Raw genomic sequence first — 19,594 nt, forward strand, 5'->3', positions numbered from 1 at the left:
TCGTGCTCCTCGCGCCTAATGGCTCAGGGTTTCCTGCGCCTTCTTGGTCAGCGCGCGCGCGTGCGCCTCGCCGACCGCCTGCGCGGCCTCCGGCGGCATGTAGTTCTCGTCGTGCTTGGCCAGCACCTCGCTGGCCACGAAAATGCCGTCGTCGCCGATCCTGCCCTGCGCGACGGCGCCTTTGCCCTCCTTGAACAGGTCGGGCAGGATGCCCTTGTAGCGCACGGCCATGTCCTTTTCCGTGTCGGTCACCACGAAAACCAGGGTCACGCCGTCGGCCTCGCGCCGGATCGAGCCTTCCTTGACCATGCCGCCGATGCGGAACGGCTTGCCCTTCGGCGCCTCGCCGGCGGCGACCTGGGTCGGCGAGAAGAAGAAGACGAGGTTGCTCTGGAAGGCGTTGAGTACCAGCGCCGCGACGGCGCCGAGCACGGCCAGCCCGGCCAGGATGAGCAGCAGGCGTTTGTGACGGGTCTTCAATGGCTTTCCTCGAGCATCGTGGAATGACTGGCACTGCTGGCGCCGGCGGCGCGGCGGTCGAGCTTCTCGGCCCGGTACTGGCGCTTGAGGCGGGCGATCAGGCTTTTCCGGCCGCGCACCAGCAGCACCGGCTCCAGGATCATCAGCGCCGCCATGACGATGAACGATCCCCAGACGTAGAGGCCGTGGCTGCCCATGGCCAGGAAATCGGACAGGCTGTGCCAGTAGATCATCGCGCCTCCCCGGCGAGTTCCTCGCGCACCCACAGCGTGTCCTTCTCGCGTTCGAGCATGATCCGGCGCACGCGCATCAGCGCCACGGCGATGGCGTACATCCAGCAGGCCAGCGCGCACAGCAGCATGCCCCAGAGCATGGTCGTGGCCATCGACGACTTGGTCAGGTTGACCGACGAGCCCTGGTGCAGGGTGTTCCACCACTTGACCGAGAAATAGATGATCGGCACGTTGACCGCGCCGACCAGCGCCAGGATCGCCCCGGCCCTGTCCGCGCGGCGCGGGTCGTCGATCGCCGACTGCAGGGCGATGAAGCCGACGTAGAGGAAGAGCAGGATCAGCTCCGAGGTCAGGCGCGCGTCCCACACCCACCAGGTGCCCCACATCGGCTTGCCCCATAGCGCGCCGGTCCACAGCGAGAGAAAGGCGAACAGCGCGCCGGTCGGCGCCAGCGCCTGGGCCATCATGCCCGACAGGCGGAAGTTGAAGGCCAGCCCGAGCCCGGCCCAGAAGGCCATCACCAGATAGATGAACATCGACATCCAGGAAGCCGGCACGTGCAGGAAGATGATGCGGTAGCCCTCGCCCTGCTGCGCGTCGGTCGGCGCGACGAGGAAGCCGACGTACAGGCCGGCGATGCCGAACACCGCGGCCAGCGCCCAGAACCACGGGATCATCTTCCCGGCCAGCGGATAGAAAGCCTGCGGGCCGGCGAAACGGTACCAGTTGATCGTTCGCTTGCTCATGATCGGTTCATTCCTTCATTCCAGCGCAATCCGTAGGGCGGCCGCGGTCGGCCAGGGAGCGAAGAACACGCCGGCCAGCGCGAGCGCGGCCAGCAGGGAAAGATGGGCCTGCGCGCCGGTGCCCGCCACCGACGCATCGACGGCGCCGGCGCCGAAGATCAACACCGGAGTATATAGGGGCAGGATCAGCAGCGATACGAGCACGCCGCTGCCGCGCACGCCGAGCGTCAGCGCCGCGCCGATGGCGCCGATCCCCGACAGGGCGGGCGTGCCGATCAGCAGCGAGCCGGTGAGCACGGCGAGCGCGTCGGCCGAGAGGTCGAACTGGATGCCCAGCACCGGCGCCAGCAGGGTCAGCGGCAGGCCGGAGATCAGCCAGTGGGCGAGCACCTTGCCGAGCACCACCAGCCCGAGCGGCTGCGGCGCCAGCGCCAGCTGTTCGAGCGTGCCGTCGCGGTGGTCGTCGGCGAACAGGCGCGGCAGCGAGAGCATGGTCGCCAGCAGCGCGGCGACCCACAGCACGCCGGGGGCCATGCGGCGCAGCTGTTCGGGCTCCGGGCCGACGCCGAGCGGGAACAGGCTGACCACGATGATGAAGAAGAAGAGCACCGAAGCGATGTCCGAGCGCCGCCGCAGCGCCAGCCGCAGGTCGCGCCCGATGACGGCCATGATCGGCGTCAGCATGGGGCCGCCTCGTGAGCGAGCACTAACTGGCGTACCGTGCCGGCGGCGATCTCGACCGGCTGGTGGGTGGTCAGCACGGCCAGTCCGCCGCGCTGCAGGTGGGCGCCGATCAGCCCGGCGACGAGTTCGACCGCCGCCGCGTCGAGCGCCACGAACGGCTCGTCGAGCAGCCACAGCGGGCGCCGTTCGGAGGCCAGCCGGGCCAGCGCCACGCGGCGCTTCTGCCCCTGCGACAGGTAGCGGCAGGCCAGTTCCTCGCGCCCGGCCAACCCGAGCAGTTCGAGCGCGTCCAGCGCCGCGCCCGCGTCGAGCGTCTCGCCGGCCAGCGCGGCCGAGGTGGTGAGGTTTTCGAGCGGGGTCAGCTCTTCCTTGATCGCGTTGTGGTGGCCGAGGAAGCACAGTTCGCGCCGGTAATCCTCGCCGAGCTTGCCGATCGGCCGGCCGCGCCAGCGGATTTCCCCGGCCGCGGGCGGCAGCAGCCCGCACAGCATGCGCAGCAGGCTGGTCTTGCCCGAACCGTTGCGGCCCTGCAGGTAAAGCAGCTCGCCGGCGCCGAGGCGAAACCCGATCCCGGCGAAAAGTCGCCGGTCGCCGCGGAGGCATTCGAGGTCGGACGCTGCGAACATGAGGGGATGGTTGAAACGGTCAAGTCGGATTGTGCAGGCGCGAGTTTAGCCGGGGATTGACCTGAGTCAAACAAATCGAAAGAAATCGCCGCCGGCGCTATGATGTGCCGCCCGGAAAAAAATGAGGCCCGGCGGGCGGCGTCCGCCGTCGGCCGGAAATCGCGCATGGGAGAGTCCCGGATGTCTCGTCTCGCTGGTCTGCGGCAGTTGCCGCATCGTTTCCCGCCGGTCCGGGCGGTGCTGCTGCTGGCCGCGGTGATGATCGTCGCGACGGTGGTCGCCACGGCCGTCCTGCTGGCGGAACTGCGCCAGGAGAACGTGCGCCGGGCGCGCAGCGAGATCGTCACGCTGACCCGGGTGCTGGCGGAGCAGACCACGCGCACCTTCGAGGGCGTGTCGCTGACCTTGAACGGCATCAAGGAACGCCTCTCCGATGAGGTCGGCCTGCATCTGGATCTGGACAGCGACCTGGTCCGCTTCCTGCTGCTGGCGCGCAGCGCCGGCCTGCCGCAGGTCAAATCGATCTTCGTGGTCGATGCCCACGGGCGCGGCGTCAACTCCTCGCGCCCGGATTTCATCCCGCGCCTGGACGTCACCGCCCGCTCGTTCTACCGCAGCGTCGTGGACGAGGGCGCGGACACGCTGTTCATCAGCGCCCCCGAGATCGCGCGCGTCGACGGCCAATGGACCTTCTACGTGAGCACCCGGCTGGTCTATCCGGACGGCCGTTTCCGCGGCGTGCTGGTGGCCGCGATCAACCTGGAGTATTTCGAGGCGCTCTACGAGAGCGTGCGGCTCGACTCGGTCACCTGCATCCAGCTGCTCGACCTCGACGGCGCCCTGATGGCCGGCAAGCCGCACGACGAACAGGGCGTCGGCAAGCCGCCGGAGCAGCCGGCCGCGCGCGTCGACCTGCGCGCGCTGCCGCTCGGGGAGGTCGTCGAGAGCGCGGAACGCTTCGCCGACGGCCTGCGCTTCGCGGCCTACCGGCGGGCGGGCGAGTTTCCGCTGGCGATGCGCGCGGCCATCGACGAACGGACGGCGCTGCTGCCGTGGCAGCGCGCCATGCGGCCGATCGTCGCCGGCGTGGCGGTGCTGCTGTTCTTCGTGCTCGGCACGACCTTCCTGCTGGCCAGGAACCTGGCGCGCAAGGGAACGCTGGAAACCGCGCTGAAGGAGCGCGACGAGCAGCTGCGCAACATGGTGCACTCGGTCAAGGACGCCATCCTGACGATCGATCCGGCCAACCGGATCGTGCTGTTCAACCGCGCCGCCGAGCGCATGTTCGCGGTGCAGGCCGGCGACGTGCTCGGCCGCGAGATCGGCACGGCGCTGTCCGCCTGCCTGGCGCCGGACCGGCTCCGGGAACTCCTCGGCCGCCTGGACGACGGCTGGAAATCCTCCAGCGCCTCCGATCCGCCGTGCATCGTCGAACTGGCCGGGAACGGCCAGGAGATCCCGGTCGAACTCAGCCTGTTCGACCTCGGCCGTGCGCGGCGAGCAGCTGCTGACGGCGATCTTCCGCGACCTCACCGAGCGCCGGCGCGTGGAGACCCAGCTGCGCGAAACCAACCACCAGCTCCAGCAGCTGTCGGCGACCCTGCAGAACTACCGCGAGGAGGAGCGCGCGCGCATCGCCCGCGAGCTGCACGACGAGCTCGGCCAGCAGCTGACCGGCATCCGCATGGAGGTGTCCTGGCTCGGCGGGCGCATGCAGCCGGAGCAGGGCGCGCTGGTCGACAAGGTCGCCTCGGTCAAGGAGCAGATCGACCAGACCATCGCCACGGTGCGCCGCATTTCCTCGGAGCTGCGGCCGCTGGTGCTGGACGACCTCGGCTTCGGCGCGGCGGCGGCCTGGTACGTCGAGCAGTTCCGCGGCCGGACCGGCCTGCAGGTTGACCTCGCGCTGCCGGACGCCGATCCCGCGCCGGGCGACGCGGCCGCCTCGGCGCTGTTCCGCATCCTGCAGGAATCGCTGACCAACGTGGCGCGGCACGCCCATGCCAACCGCGTCGACGTGCGGCTGGCGCTGGCGGAAAACGCCTGGGTGCTGAGCGTCGCCGACGACGGGGTCGGCTTCGCGGCGCGCGCGGAAAACGGCAAGGACATCGGCCTGGCGGGCATGCGCGAACGCGCCCGCAATCTCGGCGGCCGGCTGGCGGTGACCTCGGCGCCCGGCCGGGGCACCACGGTCGAGGCGGTCATCCCCGTGAATACCCTGTGCGAAGGACAGTCATGGAAAAACTGAACGTGCTGCTGGCGGACGACCACGCCATCATCCGCGACGGCCTGAAGCAGATCCTGGCCGACACCGACGACCTCGTCGTCGCCGGCGAGGCGGCCAACGGGCTCGACGTGATGCAGAAGGTGCGCGAGCGCGACTGGGACGTGCTGGTCCTCGACATCTCCATGCCCGGCCGCAACGGCCTGGAACTGATCCGGCTGATCAAGGAGGAGCGGCCCGAGCTGCCCATCCTGATCCTCAGCATGCACCAGGAGGAGCAGTACGCCGTGCGCGCCCTGAAGGCCGGGGCGCAGGGCTACCTGACCAAGGAAAGCGACAGCGAGCTGCTGGTCGCCGCCATCCGCCGGGTGGCCCGCGGCGGCGTGTACATCAGCGACAAGGTCGCCGAGCTGATGGTGCGCGGCATGCGCCCCGCCGGCGAGCCGCAGCCGCACAACCTGCTGTCCGACCGCGAGTTCCAGGTCTTCAACATGCTGGTCATGGGACGCAGCCTGACCGAGATCGCCGCGGAACTGTCGCTCAGCGTCAAGACCATCAGCACCCACAAGACGCACATCCTGCAGAAGATGAACCTGGCCGGCACCGCCGAGCTGATCCGCTACGCCGTCGCCCACAACCTGGCGGGCCCCTCGCACTTCTGAGGGGGCGGCGGCCTAGGGCGGTAGGAATCTTCCTATGCCCAATTTAAGCCCCTGCCGATGGTGGGGGTATTGCCCGCCACTTTACACTCCTTAACGGCTTCGCCAAGGGTCGGCGAAGCCGTCCGAACGGACCGACAACGACATCCGCCCGCCGGCGGCAAACCGGGGGGCGACGGGCGGCAGCCTGACAGGGGGAGTGTATGAAGCGTCTTCAGCGAATCTGCGTCGTGCTGGGGCTGATCGTGGCGTGCCTGGGAGCGGGCGCGGCCCGCGCGGCGGAGCCGGCCGAGGATCTGGTCCTCAAGGGCGACGCCAAATGCACCGGCTGCCACGACGAGACCGACGACGCCAAGCCCACCATGCTCGAACTGCATCCGTCGGTGCTGTCGATCGGCAAGACGCGCCACGGTACCCGCGCCGACGGGCGCACGCCGAGCTGCGTCGATTGCCACGGCGAAAGCGAAAAGCACCTCAAGTACCGCGGCGCCGGCACGCCGCCGCTGACCGACCGCGATTTCCGCAAGCAGACCAAGACGCCCGCCGAGGAGCGCAACCAGGCCTGTACGGGCTGCCACCAGGGCGGCAACCGCATCGCCTGGCAGACCAGCGCGCACGGCGCGCAGGACGTCGCCTGCACCTCCTGCCACCAGGTGCACGTGCGCCAGGACAAGGTGCTCGACAAGCGGGCGCAGCCGGCCGTCTGCTTCACCTGCCACAAGGAGCAGCGCGTCCAGGTGAACAAGCCGTCGCACCACCCGATCGTCGAGGGCAAGATGACCTGCTCGTCCTGCCACGCGGTGCATGGCGACAATCCGAAGCAGCTGGTCAAGTCCAGCACCAACGACACCTGCTACACCTGCCACATGGAAAAGCGCGGGCCCTTCGTGCACAACCACCAGCCGGTGTCGGAAGACTGCTCGATCTGCCACCAGCCGCACGGCACCAACGTCGACAGCCTGCTGCGGGCGCGCGCGCCGATTCTCTGCCAGGAGTGCCATTCGCACGAGAGCCATCCGGGCCAGGCGATGGCCCTGCCGAACGCGCCGAGCAACAGCACCTCGCTGGTCGGCACGGTCGGGCGGGCGTGCATGAACTGCCACACCAACATCCACGGCGGCAACAGCACGGTCAACAGCGCGACCTCCGGGCGCTTCCGCCGCTGAGCGAAAGGGGAGAATCATGAAAACACTGCACCGCTCGTTCAGGCTGGCCGTGCTGCCGGCGACGCTGATGGCCGCCTTCGGCTGCGCCCTCGCCGAGGAGCCCGACGTCGACGAACTGACCAAGCCGGACAGCTCGGTGTCCGTCGGCGTCGGCAGCTGGTCCGCCGACCGCCGCCAGCAGGGCATCTACGACGGCATGCGCGAGGGCAAGGCCTACGGCCTGCTCGACGCCGACATCGTCAAGCGCGACGAGGAAACCGGCACGTGGCTGAAGCTGAAGGCGACCGACCTCGGTCTGGACACCCGCGAACTGCGCGGCGATTACATCCGCCAGGGCGACTTCGGCGGCTTCCTCGAATACAACCGCACGACGCGGGAGAATCCGCTCACCTACAACACCCGCCTGCAGGGCATCGGCTCGGACAACCTGACGCTGGGCACGGGGCTCGGCTCGTTCCCCAGGCGCGACGTGGAGCTCGGCACCACCCGCGAAATGACCCGGCTGGGCGGCTTCAAGACCCTCGTCCCGGGACTCGAACTGAAGATCGACTTCAAGAACGAGGAAAAGACCGGCACGCGGCAGACGGGCTGGGGCAGCGCCGCGCTGTTCTCGGTCGAGCCGGTCGACAGCACGACCCGGCAGCTCGAAGCCATCCTGCAGTACACCGGCACCAAGCTGCAGCTGTCGGGCGGCTACTACGGCAGCTGGTACGACAACCACGAGACGATGGTCCTGCAGCGGTTCAACGGCGTGAGCGGCGGCACCAGCGCCAGCCTGAACTCCGTCACGCCGCTGTCGCTGCCGCTCGGCAACCAGGCGCACCAGGCGTTCTTCGAAGGCGGCTACGCGTTTACGCCGACCACCCGCGGCACGTTCAAGCTGGCCTACACGCGGGCGACCCAGGACGAGACGCTGCCGTCCTACGGGCTGGGCGGCGCCAACGCCCCGTTCATCAACGCGCCGTCGAGCCTGAACGGGCGCGTCGACACCACGCTGGTGCAGCTCGGGCTGAGCTCGCGGCCGCTGCCCAAGCTGTCGATCACCGGCAGCCTGCGCTATTACGACGTCGACGACAAGACGCCGCTGCGCGGCTTCGTCGGCAGCAACGCCACGGGCGTGGCCACCGTCTTCAACACGCCGCAGTCCTACACCACCACCTCCGGCAAGCTCGAGGCGACCTACCGGCTGCCGCAGAACTTCAGCCTGACGGGCGGCGTGGAGTACTCGGACCAGGATCGCTCCCGGCCGACCGTGGGCACGGTTTACGTGCCGTTCCGCAGCCGCGTCCAGGAAAGCACCTACAAGGTCCAGGTCAAGCGTTCGCTGGCCGACAGCCTGAACGGCTCGCTGGCCTACCTGCGCAGCGACCGCGACGGCTCGGCGTACTCGGAAGCCGAGAGCGCCGTGGAAAACCAGATCAACCCGATGCACATCGCCGACCGCCAGCGCGACAAGTGGCGCGCGGCGTTCGATTGGGAACCCGCCGAGAGCCTGTCGCTGCAGTTCCGCGTCAACGTGGCCGACGACCGCTATCCGCGCGACGGCCGGCAGTACGGCCTGCGCGACGGCAGCGCCCGCATCTACGCCATCGACGGCACCTACGTCATTTCCGACGACTGGAAGGTCTCCGCCTGGTATTCCTACGACGTGACCCGCGCCCGCACCGTCGGCTACCGCGCCTCCGGCACCGGCGCGGCCACCGCCGACAAGGAAACGCGGATCAAGGACGTCGGCGACTCGTTCGGCTTCAGCGTGCGCGGCAACCTGAGCGCGCGGATGGAGGTTGGCGCCGGCTTCGACTGGTTCAGGAACACCAGCAGCTATCCGCAGAGCTTCGTGCTGTCCGGCGCCGGCAACGCCTATCCGACCGGCGCCACCGGCCCGGTGCCCGACGTCAGCAACCGGCTGCTGCGCCTCCGGCTGGACGGCAAGTACGCCATCGACAAGACCTCCGAAGTGCGCCTGGACCTGATCCACGAACGCTGGCGGACCAACGACTGGTCGTGGAGCCTCGCCGACGGTTCGCCGTTCTCCTATTACAGCGGCAACGTCACCTGCACGGGCTGCTCGCCGAGCGCGACGGTGAACGTGCAGGATGGGACCACGGTGAGGTACGATCAGCGGCAGACTGATACTTTCGTCGGCATCCGCTATATTTACAGGCTGCGATAAAAAATACCGATCGGCGCGCGGCGCGATCTCCCGGTCGGACGGAGGCGAAGGAATACAAGAAAGACGGGGGGCACGGGCGGCATGAGAAAAATACTGCGCGAGGCGCGGCGGGCGTTGGGCGTTTTCCTGGTGGCGGCATGGCCGGCGTGGTCGTTCGCCCAGGCGCCGCAACCGCCGTCCGGAGTGCCGGAGAAGGTCCGGCAGGCCAACGAGGAATGCTTCGCCTGCCACAGCGAGGCCGGCCTGCACGCGCCGCCGCGGGAAGGCCTGGACCTGAAGAAGCTGCGCGGCCTGCTGCAGGACCCGGAAGCGTTCTACCAGGCCGATCACCAGAAACAGCTGTGCACCAAGTGCCACAACGAGGGCTACGACGAATTCCCGCACGCCGAGGACGCCAAGGACTCGACCAGCACCTGCGTCAACTGCCATTCCAAGAAGGCCGACGTGATCGAGAAGCAGTTCGAGAAGTCGGTGCACGCCGACCTCGCCGACAAGATCAGCTGCCCGACCTGCCACGACCCGCACCGCATGCGCATCGCCGACAAGCAGAACGACCCGGCGCGCATCGTCGCCCAGGACAACCGCGTGTGCCTCGGCTGCCATGATTCAGACGAACAGTTCGCCCGCTTCGCGCCCGAGAAGAAGGGCCGCCCGCCGATCGACGACATCCACGCCTGGCTGCCGAACACCCGCCTGCACTGGAAGTCCGTGCGCTGCGTCGAATGCCACACCCCCGAAGTCGCCGCCGGCGAGATGATTTCGCACGAAATCCTCAGCAAGGAGAAGGCCGAGAAGGACTGCCTGGCCTGCCACAGCGCCAGCAGCACCCTGAAGACCCGGCTCTACCGCCACCTCGTCAAGGAGGAGCAGGAACGGCTCGGCTTCGCCAACAGCGTCATCCTCGCCACCTCCTACGTGCCCGGCGCCACCCGCCATCCCCTGCTCGACACGCTGGTGCTCGGCGCCTTCGCCGCCATGATCGTCGGCCTGCTCGCGCACGGCCTCGGCCGCTTCCTCACCCGCCGGCGCGGCAAGGGGTCCGACGACGGAGAACACGGAGACCGCCATGGCTGAACGCGAATACCTCATCGCCCCCTGGATTCGCGTCTGGCACTGGACCAACGCCGCGCTCATCCTCACCCTCGGCGTCACCGGCCTGAGCGTGCACTTCGCCGATCCGGCGCTGCCGCTGGTCAACTTCGCGCTGGCCGTGCGCATCCACAACACCGCCGGCGTGCTGCTGATCGCCGCCTACCTCTTCTTCGTCGTCGCCAACATCGTCACCGGCAACTGGTGGCAGTTCGTGCCCAAGCCGCCCGGCGTGCTGGGGCGCATCATCAGACAGGCGATGTGGTACGGGATCGGCATCTTCCGCGGCGAACCGCATCCGCACGAGCCGTCCAAGGAAGAGCATTTCAACGCCCTGCAGGCCGTCACCTACTGGAGCGTGATGTACCTGCTGCTGCCGGTGGTGCTGCTGTCCGGGCTGATGTACCTGTATCCTGAACTGGCGCCGGACAAGCTGTTCGGCTTCGACGGACTGCTGCCGGTCGCCCTGACGCATTATCTTGCCGCGGTGGCCGTGCTGCTGTTCATGCTGTCGCACATCTACCTGGGCACCACCGGCAAGACCGTCGGGCAGATGTTCAAGATGATGTTCACCGGCTGGCACGAGCACTGAGCCGGTTTTTTCAACCCAACCCTGATCGATAGCCGAGAGGAGAGAACGAGATGACGATCCGACTGACCCTGGGGGCCGCCGGCGTGGCGGCGATGCTGGCGTCCGCGCCGATGGCCCACGCCGTCAACGCCGAGGCCGCGCAGGCCCTGGCCAAGAAGGAAGGCTGCCTGAAATGCCACGCCCTGGACAAGCGCAAGGAAGCCGCCACGCTGAAGGAAATCGCCAAGAAGTACGCGGGCAAGCCCGATGCCGAGGCCACCATCCTCAAGCAGATCACCACCGGCGTGAAGGTCAAGTTCGAGGACGGCACCGAGGACGAGCACAAGACCGTCCGCACCAAGGACAAGGCCGAAATCGACAACCTGATCCAGTGGATACTCTCGGTCAAGTGACCCGCTGAAGGCGGTCTCCGCCGGAATCAGCCACAGCCCCGGCCCGGCCGGGGCTGGTCGTTTTTGCCTCCGGGGACGCGGCGGCCCGGTTTCCGGGGCGCCGGTCCGCGCGTGGCAAGCGGATTCATTTCGTCAATGCAACGTCATGCGTTAGAATCCGCGGCGTCGCAGTGAACCGCCAGCCAGATTGAAAACGTCCGTGTCCAGTTCCGAAAGCCGAAACAAGGTACCCTGCCAGCGCATCCGCCTGACCGGGGTGGTCCAGGGCGTGGGCTTCCGTCCCTTCGTCTGGCGGCTGGCCAAGGAATTGCGGCTGTCCGGCTGGGTGCGCACCGACGCCAGGGGCCTGGAGATCGAGGCGCGCGGCCCGGAGCAGAAGATCGACGCGCTGGTCGAGCGGCTGCAGCGCGAGGCGCCGCCGTTTTCCCGCATCGATTCGGTGCATCGCCGCATGGCCGAGACGCAGGAGACCGAGGAGGGCTTCGCCATCCTCAACAGCCTCGGCGGCCGGGCGGCGACAATGATCGGCCCGGACACCGCCGTCTGCCGCAGCTGCCTGCAGGACATGTTCGACCCCAAGGGCCGGCGCTGGCGCTACGCCTTCACCAGCTGCGCGCATTGCGGCCCGCGCTACGCCGTCTGCCGGGAACTGCCCTTCGACCGCGCGCGCACCAGCTTCGCGGGCTTCGCCATGTGCAGCAAGTGCCAGGCGGAATTCCAGCGCGCGCACGACCGCCGGCTGCGCACCGCCGGCATCGGTTGCCCGAAATGCGGCCCGCGGCTGGCGCTGGTCGACCCGGCGGGCAACGCGCTGGCCGGCGACCCGGTGGCCAACGCCCTGGCCTTGCTCCGGGAAGGGAAGATCCTGGCGGTCAAGGGACCGGGCGGCTTCCAGCTGATGTGCGACGCGCGCAACGTGGCCGCCGTGGCCGCGCTGCGCACGCGCAAGCGGCAGCCCGCCGCGCCGTTCCCGGTGATGTTCGCCAATGCGCTGTCGGCGACCGCGCTGGTGCACGTCAGCGTCGGCGAACCGGGGCTGCTGAACCTGCCCGAGCGCCCGATCATCCTGCTCAAGAAGCGCAACCGCTGCGACGCGGCGCTGCCCGGCGTGGCGCCGGATCTGGCCTGGCTGGGCGTGATCCTGCCGGTCTCGCCGCTGCACTACCTGCTGTTCCACGAAGCGGCCGGACGGCCCGAGGGGACCTCCTGGCTGGACCGGGCCGAGGAACTGGCGCTGGTGGTCACCAGCGGCAACCCGGCCGGCGAGCCGCCGGCCATCAACAACGCCGAGGCGCTGCGGCGCCTCGTTGGCATGGCCGACGCCTTCCTGCTGCACGACCTGGAACTCGCGGTCGGCGCCGAGGACAGCGTCGCCTGCTCCGGACCGGGCGGGCTGCAGCTGGTCCGCCGTTCGCGCGGCTACGCGCCGCGTTCGGTGAAGCTGCCGTTCTCGACGCCGCCGATCCTGGCCTTCGGCGTGCACGACAAGAGCACGGTCTGCGTTACCCGCGGCAACGAGGCGTTTCTTTCCCACCATCTCGGCAACCTGTTCAATCCCCTGACGGCCGAGGCGCTGCGGGAAACCGCCGAGCGCCTGCTGGCGGTGCTGGACGCCTCGCCGGCGCTGGTCGTCCATGACCGCGATCCGGACAATCCGGCCACCCGCCTGGCCCGCGAGTTCGCCGCCCGGCGCGGCGTGCCGCAACTCGCGGTGCAGCAGCACCACGCGCACATCGCCGCGGTCCTGGCCGAGCACCACCGCGACGGGCCGGCCTACGCGCTGGCGCTGGACGGCTTCGGCCTGGGCGACGACGGCAAGGCCTGGGGCGGCGAACTGCTGCGCGTCGATGGCGCGTCGTATGCGCGCCTCGGGCACCTGCTGCCGCTGCGGCTGGCGGCCGGCGACCATGAATCGGGGCAGCCGTGGCGCTTCGCCGCGGGCGTGCTGCACGCCCTCGGGCGGGGCGGCGAGATCGAGCGGCGCTTCGCCGACCAGCCCGACGCCGGCGCGGTCGCGGCACGGCTGAGCGCCGGCGCGGACGTCGAGGAAACCACCAGCATGGGCCGGCTGCTCGACGCCGCCGCCGGGCTGCTCGGCATCTGCGCCGTGACCCGCTTCCGCGGCCAGGCCGGGCTGCTGCTCGAAGGGCTGGCCGAACGCCACGGCGAGGTGCGGCCGCTGTCCGGCGGCTGGGCGATCGAGGCCGGCTGCCTCGACCTCCGGCCGTTGTTCGCGGTGCTGGCCGACGAGAAGAATCCCAAGGTCGGCGCCGCGCTGTTCCACGCCACCCTGGCCGCCGCGCTGACCGACTGGCTGGTCGCCGCCGCCCCGCCGGACGCCATGGTGGCGGCCGGCGGCGGCTGCCTGCAGAATCAGGTGCTCGGGCGCGGGCTGCGCACCGGCCTGGCCGACGCCGGGCTGCGCCTGCTCGAAGCGCGCCGCATTCCGCCCAACGACGGCGGCATCGCGCTCGGCCAGGCGTGGGTCGCCCAGCATCATTTGCAGGGAACGCCTTCCAGATAGCGGAAGCCGGCGTGCCCCAAATGAAAAAACGGGTGGCCGCGGCCACCCGTTTTGCTTCGGTCGGTGACGCTCAGTAGCCGAAGATCGCCAGGATCACCCCGGCGGCGACCACCGAGCCGATCTGGCCGGCCACGTTGGCGCCGAGCGCGTGCATCAGCAGGAAGTTGTGCGGATCGGCTTCCAGGCCGAGCTTGTTGGAGACGCGCGCGGCCATCGGGAAGGCCGACACGCCGGCCGAGCCGATCAGCGGGTTGACCGGGTTCTTCGGCCAGACGACGTTCATGATCTTGGCGAAGATCACCCCGCCCGCCGTGCCCAGCGAGAAGGCCAGCATGCCGAGGATGAGGATGCCGATCGTCTCCAGGTTCATGAACTTCTCTGCGGACATCTGCATGCCGACGCCGAGGCCCAGGAAGATCGTCGCCAAGTTCATCAGTTCGTTCTGCATGGTCTTGGACAGCCGGTCGAGGCAGCCGGATTCCTTGACGAAGTTGCCGAAGGCGAAGCTGCCCATCAGCGGCAGCGCGGACGGCAGGATGAAGATGACGAGGCCGGTGACGAACAGCGGGAACAGCACCTTTTCCATCTTGTGCACCGGGCGCACCTGGTGCATCTTGATCTTGCGCTCGGCCTCGGTGGTCAACGCGCGCATGATCGGCGGCTGGATCAGCGGCACCAGCGCCATGTAGGAATACGCGGCCACCGCGATCGAGCCCATCAGGTGCGGCGCGAACAGCGAGGAGACGTAGATCGAGGTCGGCCCGTCGGCGCCGCCGATGATGGCGATCGCGCAGGCTTCCATCAGGCTGTAGTCGAAGCCGGGGACGAGGTTCAGCGCCATCACCCCGAGCAGCGTGCCGAACACGCCGAACTGCGCGGCGGCGCCGAGGATGGCCATGCGCGGGTTGGCGAGCAGCGGGCCGAAGTCGGACAGCGCGCCGATGCCGATGAAGATCAGCAGCGGCAGCAGTTCGTTCTTCAGGCCGAACTCGAAGATCATGTAGAGCAGGCCGTGCGGCGGCTCGCCCATGCCGGCGAAGGGCACGTTGACCAGGATGGTGCCGAAGCCGATCGGCACCAGCAGCATGGGCTCGAAGTCCTTGACCACGCCGAGGTACAGGAGCACGGCGCCGATGACGATCATGAACAGCGATTTCCAGCCGTCCTTGGCCAGGAATCCGGCGATGCCGGTGCGCTCGGCGATGCTGGTGACGCCTTTGACGATGGAGATTTCCCGCGCCTCGGGCTTTTTCACCGCCTCGGCCGCCGTGGCGGTTGCCGGCTGCGCCTGGGCGACGGCCGTGGCCGCCGGCGCGCCGTTGCTGGCTTCGGCGAACGAGCCGAGGGCGCCCAGCCCGGCGATGAAGGCCAGGCAGCAGGCGATGGTGAGGAAGATTTTCTTGAGTGTCGTAGGCATGATCACCTCAGCGGACGACGGCAAGGATCTGGCCGGCCGCGACCGTCGCGCCGGTTTCCGCCTTGAAGGTGACGACGCCGGCGGCCTTGCTCCTGACCTCCAGTTCCATCTTCATCGATTCCATGATCAGCACGGTCTCGTCCTTGGCCACCGTGTCGCCGTTGGCGCGCACGAACTTGAGCACGACGCCGGCGACCGGCGCTTCCACCGGCGTCTCGACGCCGGACGAGGCGGGGACGGCGGCGGGCGCGGCCGCCGGGGCGGCGCCCGCGTCGCGCACGGCGACGGCGTAGTCCCGGCCGTCGACCTTGACCGTGCCGTCGCCGACCACCACCGTGTAGTCCCGGCTGTCGACGTTGATCACGTAGCTGGCGGGGCCGGCGGGCGCCTTGGCGGCGGGCGCGGCCTCCTTGGCCTTGGGCGCCGCGAAGGCGACCGGGCCCTGGGGGCGGGTCTCGAAGAACTTGAGCGCGACCTGCGGGAACATCGCGTAGGTCAGCACGTCGTCGATGTCAACGGTGTTCGTGCCGAGCTTCTGCTTGAGCTCGTCCTCGATCCTGGCGAGTTCGTTGGGGATCAGGTCGGCCGGGCGCTCGGTCACGGGCTTGTCCATGCCGAGCCCGGCGAGCGCCAGCTTGACGAGTTCGGGGTCCGGCGCGGCCGGGGTCTTGCCGTAGTTGCCGACGAGCAGGTTCTTCGACTCGGCGGTGAGGTTCTTGTAGCGGCCCATCAGCACGTTGAGCACGGCCTGCGTGCCGACGATCTGCGAGGTCGGGGTGACCAGCGGCGGATAGCCGAAGTCCTTGCACACGCGGGCGTTTTCCTTGAGCACCTCGTCGAGCTTGTGGAAGGCGTTCTGCTGGCGCAGCTGGCTCTCCAGGTTGGAGAGCATGCCGCCGGGGATCTGCGCCTGCAGGATGCGCGTGTCGGCGCCGGCGAAGGAGCTTTCGAACTGCGCGTACTTCGGCCGCACCACGTCGCGGAAGTAGGCGGCGATTTCGAGCAGCAGGGGCATGTCGAGGCCGGTGTCGTATTCGGTGCCGCGGAAGATCTCGACCAGCGATTCGGTCGGCGAATGCCCCGGCCCCATCGACATCGACGAGATCGAGGTGTCGATCAGCCCGGCGCCGGCCTCGACCGCCTTGACCAGCGTGGCGACCGACATGCCGGTGGTCGAATGCGAGTGCACGTGGATCGGCAGGTCGACGGCCTGCCTGAGCGCCTTGACCAGCTCATACGCGGCGTAGGGCGTGAGCAGCGAGGCCATGTCCTTGATGCAGATGCTCTCGGCGCCCATGCCGGCGAGTTCCTTGGCCAGCTTGACGTAGTTCTCGACGGTGTGCACCGGCGACACCGCGTAGCTGATCGCGGCCTGGGCGTGCTTGCCGGCCTTCTTGACGGCCTTCATCGGCACCATGAAGTTGCGCGGATCGTTCAGCGCGTCGAACACGCGGAAGACGTCGACGCCGTTGGCCGCCATGCGCTCGACGCACTTCTCGACCACGTCGTCGGCGTAGTGCCGGTAGCCGAGAATCGACTGGCCGCGCAGCAGCATCTGGTGCGGCGTGTTCGGGATCGCCTTCTTCAGCTGGCGGATGCGTTCCCACGGATCTTCGTTCAGGAAGCGGATGCACGAATCGAAGGTGGCGCCGCCCCAGGTCTCCAGCGACCAGTAGCCGACGGCGTCGAGTTTTCCGGCGATCGGCAGCATGTCGCCGGTGACCATGCGCGTGGCGAGGAGGGACTGGTGCGCGTCGCGCAGGACGTTCTCGGTGATCTTGATTTTTGCCATGACTTTCCCCAGTGAATTGGCGTGTTGCGGGTAACGCGGCTGCTTATTGTTTTGGCGAGCGCCGGTGCAGCGCCATGGCGATGGCGGCGACCACGGCGCCGTCGTTCGCCGCCGGCGGCGCGGCGGCCGGCGAAGCCGCCGCGGCGTCCTCGTCGGGGTAGTTCGCCAGAATGCGCGCCGAACACCGGATCAGCACGATCAGCGTGGAGACGAACAGAAACACCAGTCCCATGCCGAGGCACATGATCACGGTCGCTTGAACGAAATTGTCCATCCAGGTCATGCGGAGTTCTCCCAGTGCGCCGGCCTCGGCGCGCCTCGCCGCCGCCGGCATGTCAGCTCGACCGGAGTCGGCTTCCCCCGCGCTGCGGGGTGGCGCGCCGCCCTCCGTTGCCTGCTTCCCTTTGCGTCGCTCCGGCCGGAAAGCGGCCGAAAGACAGGGATAGTTTGTGTCTTTGTGTCATTACCTTGTGACGTAATGACACAAGGGGGCCAGATTATCGATAGCGCGCGGCTTTTCGTCAAGTCCTCGTTACCGATATGGTTATGTTTTGCTAGTCGGTGGCGCGATTGTGCGGAAGCACACCCTTCGGGCGCCCTTCACGGCCGAGCTTCCGGCAGGCGGAGGATTGAGCGGGCAGCGGCAGGGGCGGGAGGCGGCGCGCCGCCGTCGGCCCGGCCGGTCAGCGGGTGACGAAGGAGGGCCGGTAGCCCAGCGCGAGGCGGATTTTCTCGGCCACCTTTTCCGCGTCGCCGCGGCTGGCGTACGGGCCGAGGTGCACGCGATGGATGCCGCCGCTGGCCTGGACCTGGATGCTTTCGCTCAGCCAGTCGAGCTCGCGCGACAGGTGGGCGCGCAGGCTTTCGGCGTTGTCGGCGCTGGAGAAGGCGCCGAGCTGGAGGAACACGCCCCGGGCGACGGGCGCGGCGGCCGGCGGCTCGGCGGGCCGGGCGGCCGCCGCGTCGTCCTGCGCCAGCTGCGCCATGAGCGAATCGAGCTCGTCGCGCTCGGGCTTGCTCGCCGCCGGCTTGGCCGGCAGGACCGGCGGCCGGGCCTCGGCGTACAGCGGCGAGGTCGATTCGGTGGGCAGCAAGGCCTCGACCTCGACGCGCGTGCTGCCTTCGTTGACGTAGCCGAGGCGGTAGGCGGCGGCGTACGACAGGTCGATGATCCGGTCGGCGTGGAACGGGCCGCGGTCGGTCACGCGCACCACCACCGACCTGCCGTTGCCGGGATTGGTCACGCGCACGTACGAGGGAAGCGCCAGCGTCGGGTGCGCCGCGGTCATGGCGAACATGTCGTAGGGTTCGCCGATCGAGGTCTTCTGGCCGTGGAACTTCTTGCCGTACCAGCTGGCGATACCGGTCTGGCGGAAGGGCCGGAGCGAGGTGTTGGGCACGTAGGAGCGGCCCAGCACCACGTACGGGTTGTTGGCGAAACGGTGCAGCGGTTCCAGGCGCGGCTGCGCGTCGGGAATGTCGTCGAGGTTGTTGGGGATTTCGTCGGCCGGGCCGTCGTCCTTGTAGTAGCCGCCGCCGCGCTTCTGCACGATGGTGCCGGGCTTGCGCGGCGCGGACGGCTGCGCGCCCGGTCCCGAGTCGGCGACGCGCGCGGGCTGCCCGCCGCAGCCGGCGAGCACGAGCAGCAGGCACGCCGCGCCGGCGAGCAGGCAGCGTTCCGTTTTTCGCATCACTGCTTGACCAGCATCCGGTGCGACTGGATGCTCATCAGGATGCCGACGCCGAGGAACAGCGTGACCAGCGCCGTGCCGCCGTAGCTCATGAACGGCAGCGGCACGCCGACCACCGGCAGGATGCCGCTGACCATGCCCATGTTGACGAACACGTAGGTGAAGAAGCTGAGCGTGATCGAGCCGGCCAGCACGCGGGCGAACAGGGTGGAGGCGTTGGCGGTGATCATCAGCCCGCGCGCGATCAGCAGCAGGTAGAGGATCAGCAGGATGCTGTTGCCGACCAGTCCGCGCTCCTCGGAAAACACCGCGAAGATGAAGTCGGTGTGCCGCTCGGGGATGAACTCCAGGTGCGTCTGCGTGCCCTGCAGCCAGCCCTTGCCGAAGGGGCCGCCGGAGCCGATGGCGATGGTGGACTGGATGATGTGGTAGCCCGAGCCGAGCGGATCGGTGCTCGGGTCGATCAGCGTCAGTATCCGCTTGCGCTGGTAGTCGTGCAGCATGCTCCAGACGAAGGGCGTGGCCGCGGCGCCGGCGGCGATCATGCCGACGATGACCTTCCAGGGCAGCCCGGCGAAGAAGATGACGTAGAAGCCGGCCGCGCCGACCAGGATGGCGGTGCCGAGGTCGGGCTGCTTGGCGATCAGCGCGAACGGCACGGCCAGCAGCAGCCCGGCGACGGCGTAGTGGCGCATCCTCAGCACGGCCTCGTGCTTGTGGAAATACCAGGCCAGCATCAGCGGCATGGCGATCTTGAGGATCTCCGCCGGCTGGATGCGCGTGACGCCGAGCGACAGCCAGCGCCGCGCGCCGTTGACCTTGATCCCGAGCGGAAAGACGAGCACCAGCAGCACCACGCCGATGATGTAGAGCGGCACGGCGAAGCGCATCAGCTTCTGCGGCGGCAGCTGGGCGACGAGCCACATGGCGAGCAGGCCGGCGCCCATGTTCATCAGCTGGGCGGCGGTGCGGTCGCTGGCGTAGACCGTGGCGCTGTAGATGGTGGCGAGGCCGAAGCCCATGATCGCCAGGGTGACGGCCAGCAGCGGCCCGTCGATGTTGTCGACCAGGCGTTTGCGCAGGCGGCGGATCAGATGCGGGTCCAT

General features: G+C 68.8%; 18 protein-coding genes and 1 pseudogene. 9 read left to right on the forward strand and 10 right to left on the reverse strand.

Annotated elements, in window-relative coordinates; translation table 11 throughout:
• Positions 1-15: 15 nt before the first annotated feature.
• Genes ccmE through ccmA form a run of 5 tightly spaced genes read right to left on the reverse strand, consistent with a single transcriptional unit; the run spans position 16 to position 2,769 of the window.
• Positions 16-480 carry a cytochrome c maturation protein CcmE gene (gene ccmE / locus QM701_RS13385; protein ID WP_415167546.1) on the reverse strand — a complete coding sequence of 155 codons (465 nt, stop codon included), beginning with the start codon at positions 478-480 and terminating at the stop codon, positions 16-18.
• Entirely contained in the window at positions 477-713 is a 237-nt protein-coding gene (gene ccmD / locus QM701_RS13390; protein WP_415167547.1) for a heme exporter protein CcmD, read from the reverse strand. Before ccmD ends, ccmE begins: the two co-directional genes overlap by 4 nt.
• Positions 710-1,459 carry a heme ABC transporter permease CcmC gene (ccmC, locus tag QM701_RS13395; protein ID WP_415167548.1) on the reverse strand — a complete coding sequence of 250 codons (750 nt, stop codon included), beginning with the start codon at positions 1,457-1,459 and terminating at the stop codon, positions 710-712. The genes ccmD and ccmC overlap by 4 nt, the downstream gene beginning before the upstream one ends.
• Positions 1,460-1,474: 15 nt before the next feature.
• Positions 1,475-2,143: a heme exporter protein CcmB gene (gene ccmB, locus QM701_RS13400; RefSeq protein ID WP_415167549.1), complete on the reverse strand. Its 669-nt coding sequence runs from the start codon at positions 2,141-2,143 to the stop codon at positions 1,475-1,477.
• Positions 2,137-2,769, reverse strand: coding sequence for a cytochrome c biogenesis heme-transporting ATPase CcmA (gene ccmA, locus QM701_RS13405; protein ID WP_415167550.1), 633 nt, complete (start codon positions 2,767-2,769; stop codon positions 2,137-2,139). The genes ccmB and ccmA overlap by 7 nt, the downstream gene beginning before the upstream one ends.
• Positions 2,770-3,027: 258 nt before the next feature.
• Here ccmA and QM701_RS13410 point away from each other — a divergent pair.
• From QM701_RS13410 to hypF, 9 genes and pseudogenes are all read left to right on the forward strand, one after another.
• Positions 3,028-4,236, forward strand: a pseudogene (locus QM701_RS13410) (cache domain-containing protein); the annotation flags it as partial.
• A gap of 79 nt (positions 4,237-4,315) precedes the next feature.
• Entirely contained in the window at positions 4,316-5,017 is a 702-nt protein-coding gene (locus tag QM701_RS13415; RefSeq protein ID WP_415167551.1) for a sensor histidine kinase, read from the forward strand.
• The gene (locus QM701_RS13420) at positions 5,005-5,655 is read left to right on the forward strand and encodes a response regulator transcription factor (RefSeq protein WP_415167552.1); all 651 of its coding nucleotides are present in this window, start codon (positions 5,005-5,007) and stop codon (positions 5,653-5,655) included. The genes QM701_RS13415 and QM701_RS13420 overlap by 13 nt, the downstream gene beginning before the upstream one ends.
• A 200-nt stretch (positions 5,656-5,855) precedes the next feature.
• On the forward strand, positions 5,856-6,818 hold the full coding sequence (locus QM701_RS13425) for a DmsE family decaheme c-type cytochrome (RefSeq protein WP_415167553.1): 963 nt from the start codon (positions 5,856-5,858) through the stop codon (positions 6,816-6,818).
• 16 nt (positions 6,819-6,834) lie between these two features.
• A complete protein-coding gene (locus QM701_RS13430) occupies positions 6,835-8,991 on the forward strand; it encodes an MtrB/PioB family decaheme-associated outer membrane protein (protein WP_415167554.1) in 2,157 nt (718 codons plus the stop codon).
• An 81-nt stretch (positions 8,992-9,072) separates the two neighbouring features.
• Entirely contained in the window at positions 9,073-10,065 is a 993-nt protein-coding gene (locus QM701_RS13435; RefSeq protein WP_415167555.1) for a cytochrome c3 family protein, read from the forward strand.
• Entirely contained in the window at positions 10,058-10,672 is a 615-nt protein-coding gene (locus tag QM701_RS13440) for a cytochrome b/b6 domain-containing protein (protein WP_415167556.1), read from the forward strand. Before QM701_RS13435 ends, QM701_RS13440 begins: the two co-directional genes overlap by 8 nt.
• Before the next feature lie 50 nt (positions 10,673-10,722).
• On the forward strand, positions 10,723-11,064 hold the full coding sequence (locus QM701_RS13445) for a c-type cytochrome (RefSeq protein WP_415167557.1): 342 nt from the start codon (positions 10,723-10,725) through the stop codon (positions 11,062-11,064).
• Positions 11,065-11,263: 199 nt separating this feature from the next.
• Positions 11,264-13,588, forward strand: coding sequence for a carbamoyltransferase HypF (gene hypF / locus QM701_RS13450; RefSeq protein ID WP_415167558.1), 2,325 nt, complete (start codon positions 11,264-11,266; stop codon positions 13,586-13,588).
• 70 nt (positions 13,589-13,658) lie between these two features.
• Here the strand turns inward: hypF and QM701_RS13455 are convergent, their stop codons facing one another.
• The 5 genes from QM701_RS13455 to rodA form a co-directional block, all read right to left on the reverse strand.
• On the reverse strand, positions 13,659-15,005 hold the full coding sequence (locus tag QM701_RS13455; protein WP_415167559.1) for a sodium ion-translocating decarboxylase subunit beta: 1,347 nt from the start codon (positions 15,003-15,005) through the stop codon (positions 13,659-13,661).
• A 7-nt stretch (positions 15,006-15,012) separates the two neighbouring features.
• Complete coding sequence (gene oadA, locus QM701_RS13460) at positions 15,013-16,797, reverse strand: sodium-extruding oxaloacetate decarboxylase subunit alpha (protein WP_415167560.1); 1,785 nt, start codon at positions 16,795-16,797, stop codon at positions 15,013-15,015.
• Between the two features lie 43 nt (positions 16,798-16,840).
• Positions 16,841-17,080: an OadG family protein gene (locus tag QM701_RS13465; protein WP_415167561.1), complete on the reverse strand. Its 240-nt coding sequence runs from the start codon at positions 17,078-17,080 to the stop codon at positions 16,841-16,843.
• A 400-nt stretch (positions 17,081-17,480) separates the two neighbouring features.
• Complete coding sequence (locus QM701_RS13470) at positions 17,481-18,488, reverse strand: septal ring lytic transglycosylase RlpA family protein (protein ID WP_415169395.1); 1,008 nt, start codon at positions 18,486-18,488, stop codon at positions 17,481-17,483.
• Positions 18,488-19,594, reverse strand: a complete 1,107-nt coding sequence (gene rodA / locus QM701_RS13475; RefSeq protein ID WP_415167562.1) for a rod shape-determining protein RodA — start codon at positions 19,592-19,594, stop codon at positions 18,488-18,490. Before rodA ends, QM701_RS13470 begins: the two co-directional genes overlap by 1 nt.

The organism is Propionivibrio sp. (assembly GCF_047602565.1).
Taxonomy (GTDB): Bacteria; Pseudomonadota; Gammaproteobacteria; order Burkholderiales; family Rhodocyclaceae; genus Propionivibrio.

Excerpts from the sequence above, each read along its gene's own strand:
- ccmB (WP_415167549.1), bottom strand. The coding sequence starts at position 2,143 with ATGCTGACGCCGATCATGGCCGTCATCGGGCGCGACCTGCGGCTGGCG.
- QM701_RS13435 (WP_415167555.1), top strand. The coding sequence starts at position 9,073 with ATGAGAAAAATACTGCGCGAGGCGCGGCGGGCGTTGGGCGTTTTCCTG.
- QM701_RS13470 (WP_415169395.1), bottom strand. The coding sequence starts at position 18,488 with ATGCGAAAAACGGAACGCTGCCTGCTCGCCGGCGCGGCGTGCCTGCTG.
- ccmD (WP_415167547.1), bottom strand. The coding sequence starts at position 713 with ATGATCTACTGGCACAGCCTGTCCGATTTCCTGGCCATGGGCAGCCAC.
- QM701_RS13420 (WP_415167552.1), top strand. The coding sequence starts at position 5,005 with ATGGAAAAACTGAACGTGCTGCTGGCGGACGACCACGCCATCATCCGC.
- QM701_RS13455 (WP_415167559.1), bottom strand. The coding sequence starts at position 15,005 with ATGCCTACGACACTCAAGAAAATCTTCCTCACCATCGCCTGCTGCCTG.
- QM701_RS13445 (WP_415167557.1), top strand. The coding sequence starts at position 10,723 with ATGACGATCCGACTGACCCTGGGGGCCGCCGGCGTGGCGGCGATGCTG.
- oadA (WP_415167560.1), bottom strand. The coding sequence starts at position 16,797 with ATGGCAAAAATCAAGATCACCGAGAACGTCCTGCGCGACGCGCACCAG.
- QM701_RS13430 (WP_415167554.1), top strand. The coding sequence starts at position 6,835 with ATGAAAACACTGCACCGCTCGTTCAGGCTGGCCGTGCTGCCGGCGACG.
- QM701_RS13465 (WP_415167561.1), bottom strand. The coding sequence starts at position 17,080 with ATGACCTGGATGGACAATTTCGTTCAAGCGACCGTGATCATGTGCCTC.
- QM701_RS13440 (WP_415167556.1), top strand. The coding sequence starts at position 10,058 with ATGGCTGAACGCGAATACCTCATCGCCCCCTGGATTCGCGTCTGGCAC.
- rodA (WP_415167562.1), bottom strand. The coding sequence starts at position 19,594 with ATGGACCCGCATCTGATCCGCCGCCTGCGCAAACGCCTGGTCGACAAC.
- ccmC (WP_415167548.1), bottom strand. The coding sequence starts at position 1,459 with ATGAGCAAGCGAACGATCAACTGGTACCGTTTCGCCGGCCCGCAGGCT.
- QM701_RS13425 (WP_415167553.1), top strand. The coding sequence starts at position 5,856 with ATGAAGCGTCTTCAGCGAATCTGCGTCGTGCTGGGGCTGATCGTGGCG.
- ccmA (WP_415167550.1), bottom strand. The coding sequence starts at position 2,769 with ATGTTCGCAGCGTCCGACCTCGAATGCCTCCGCGGCGACCGGCGACTT.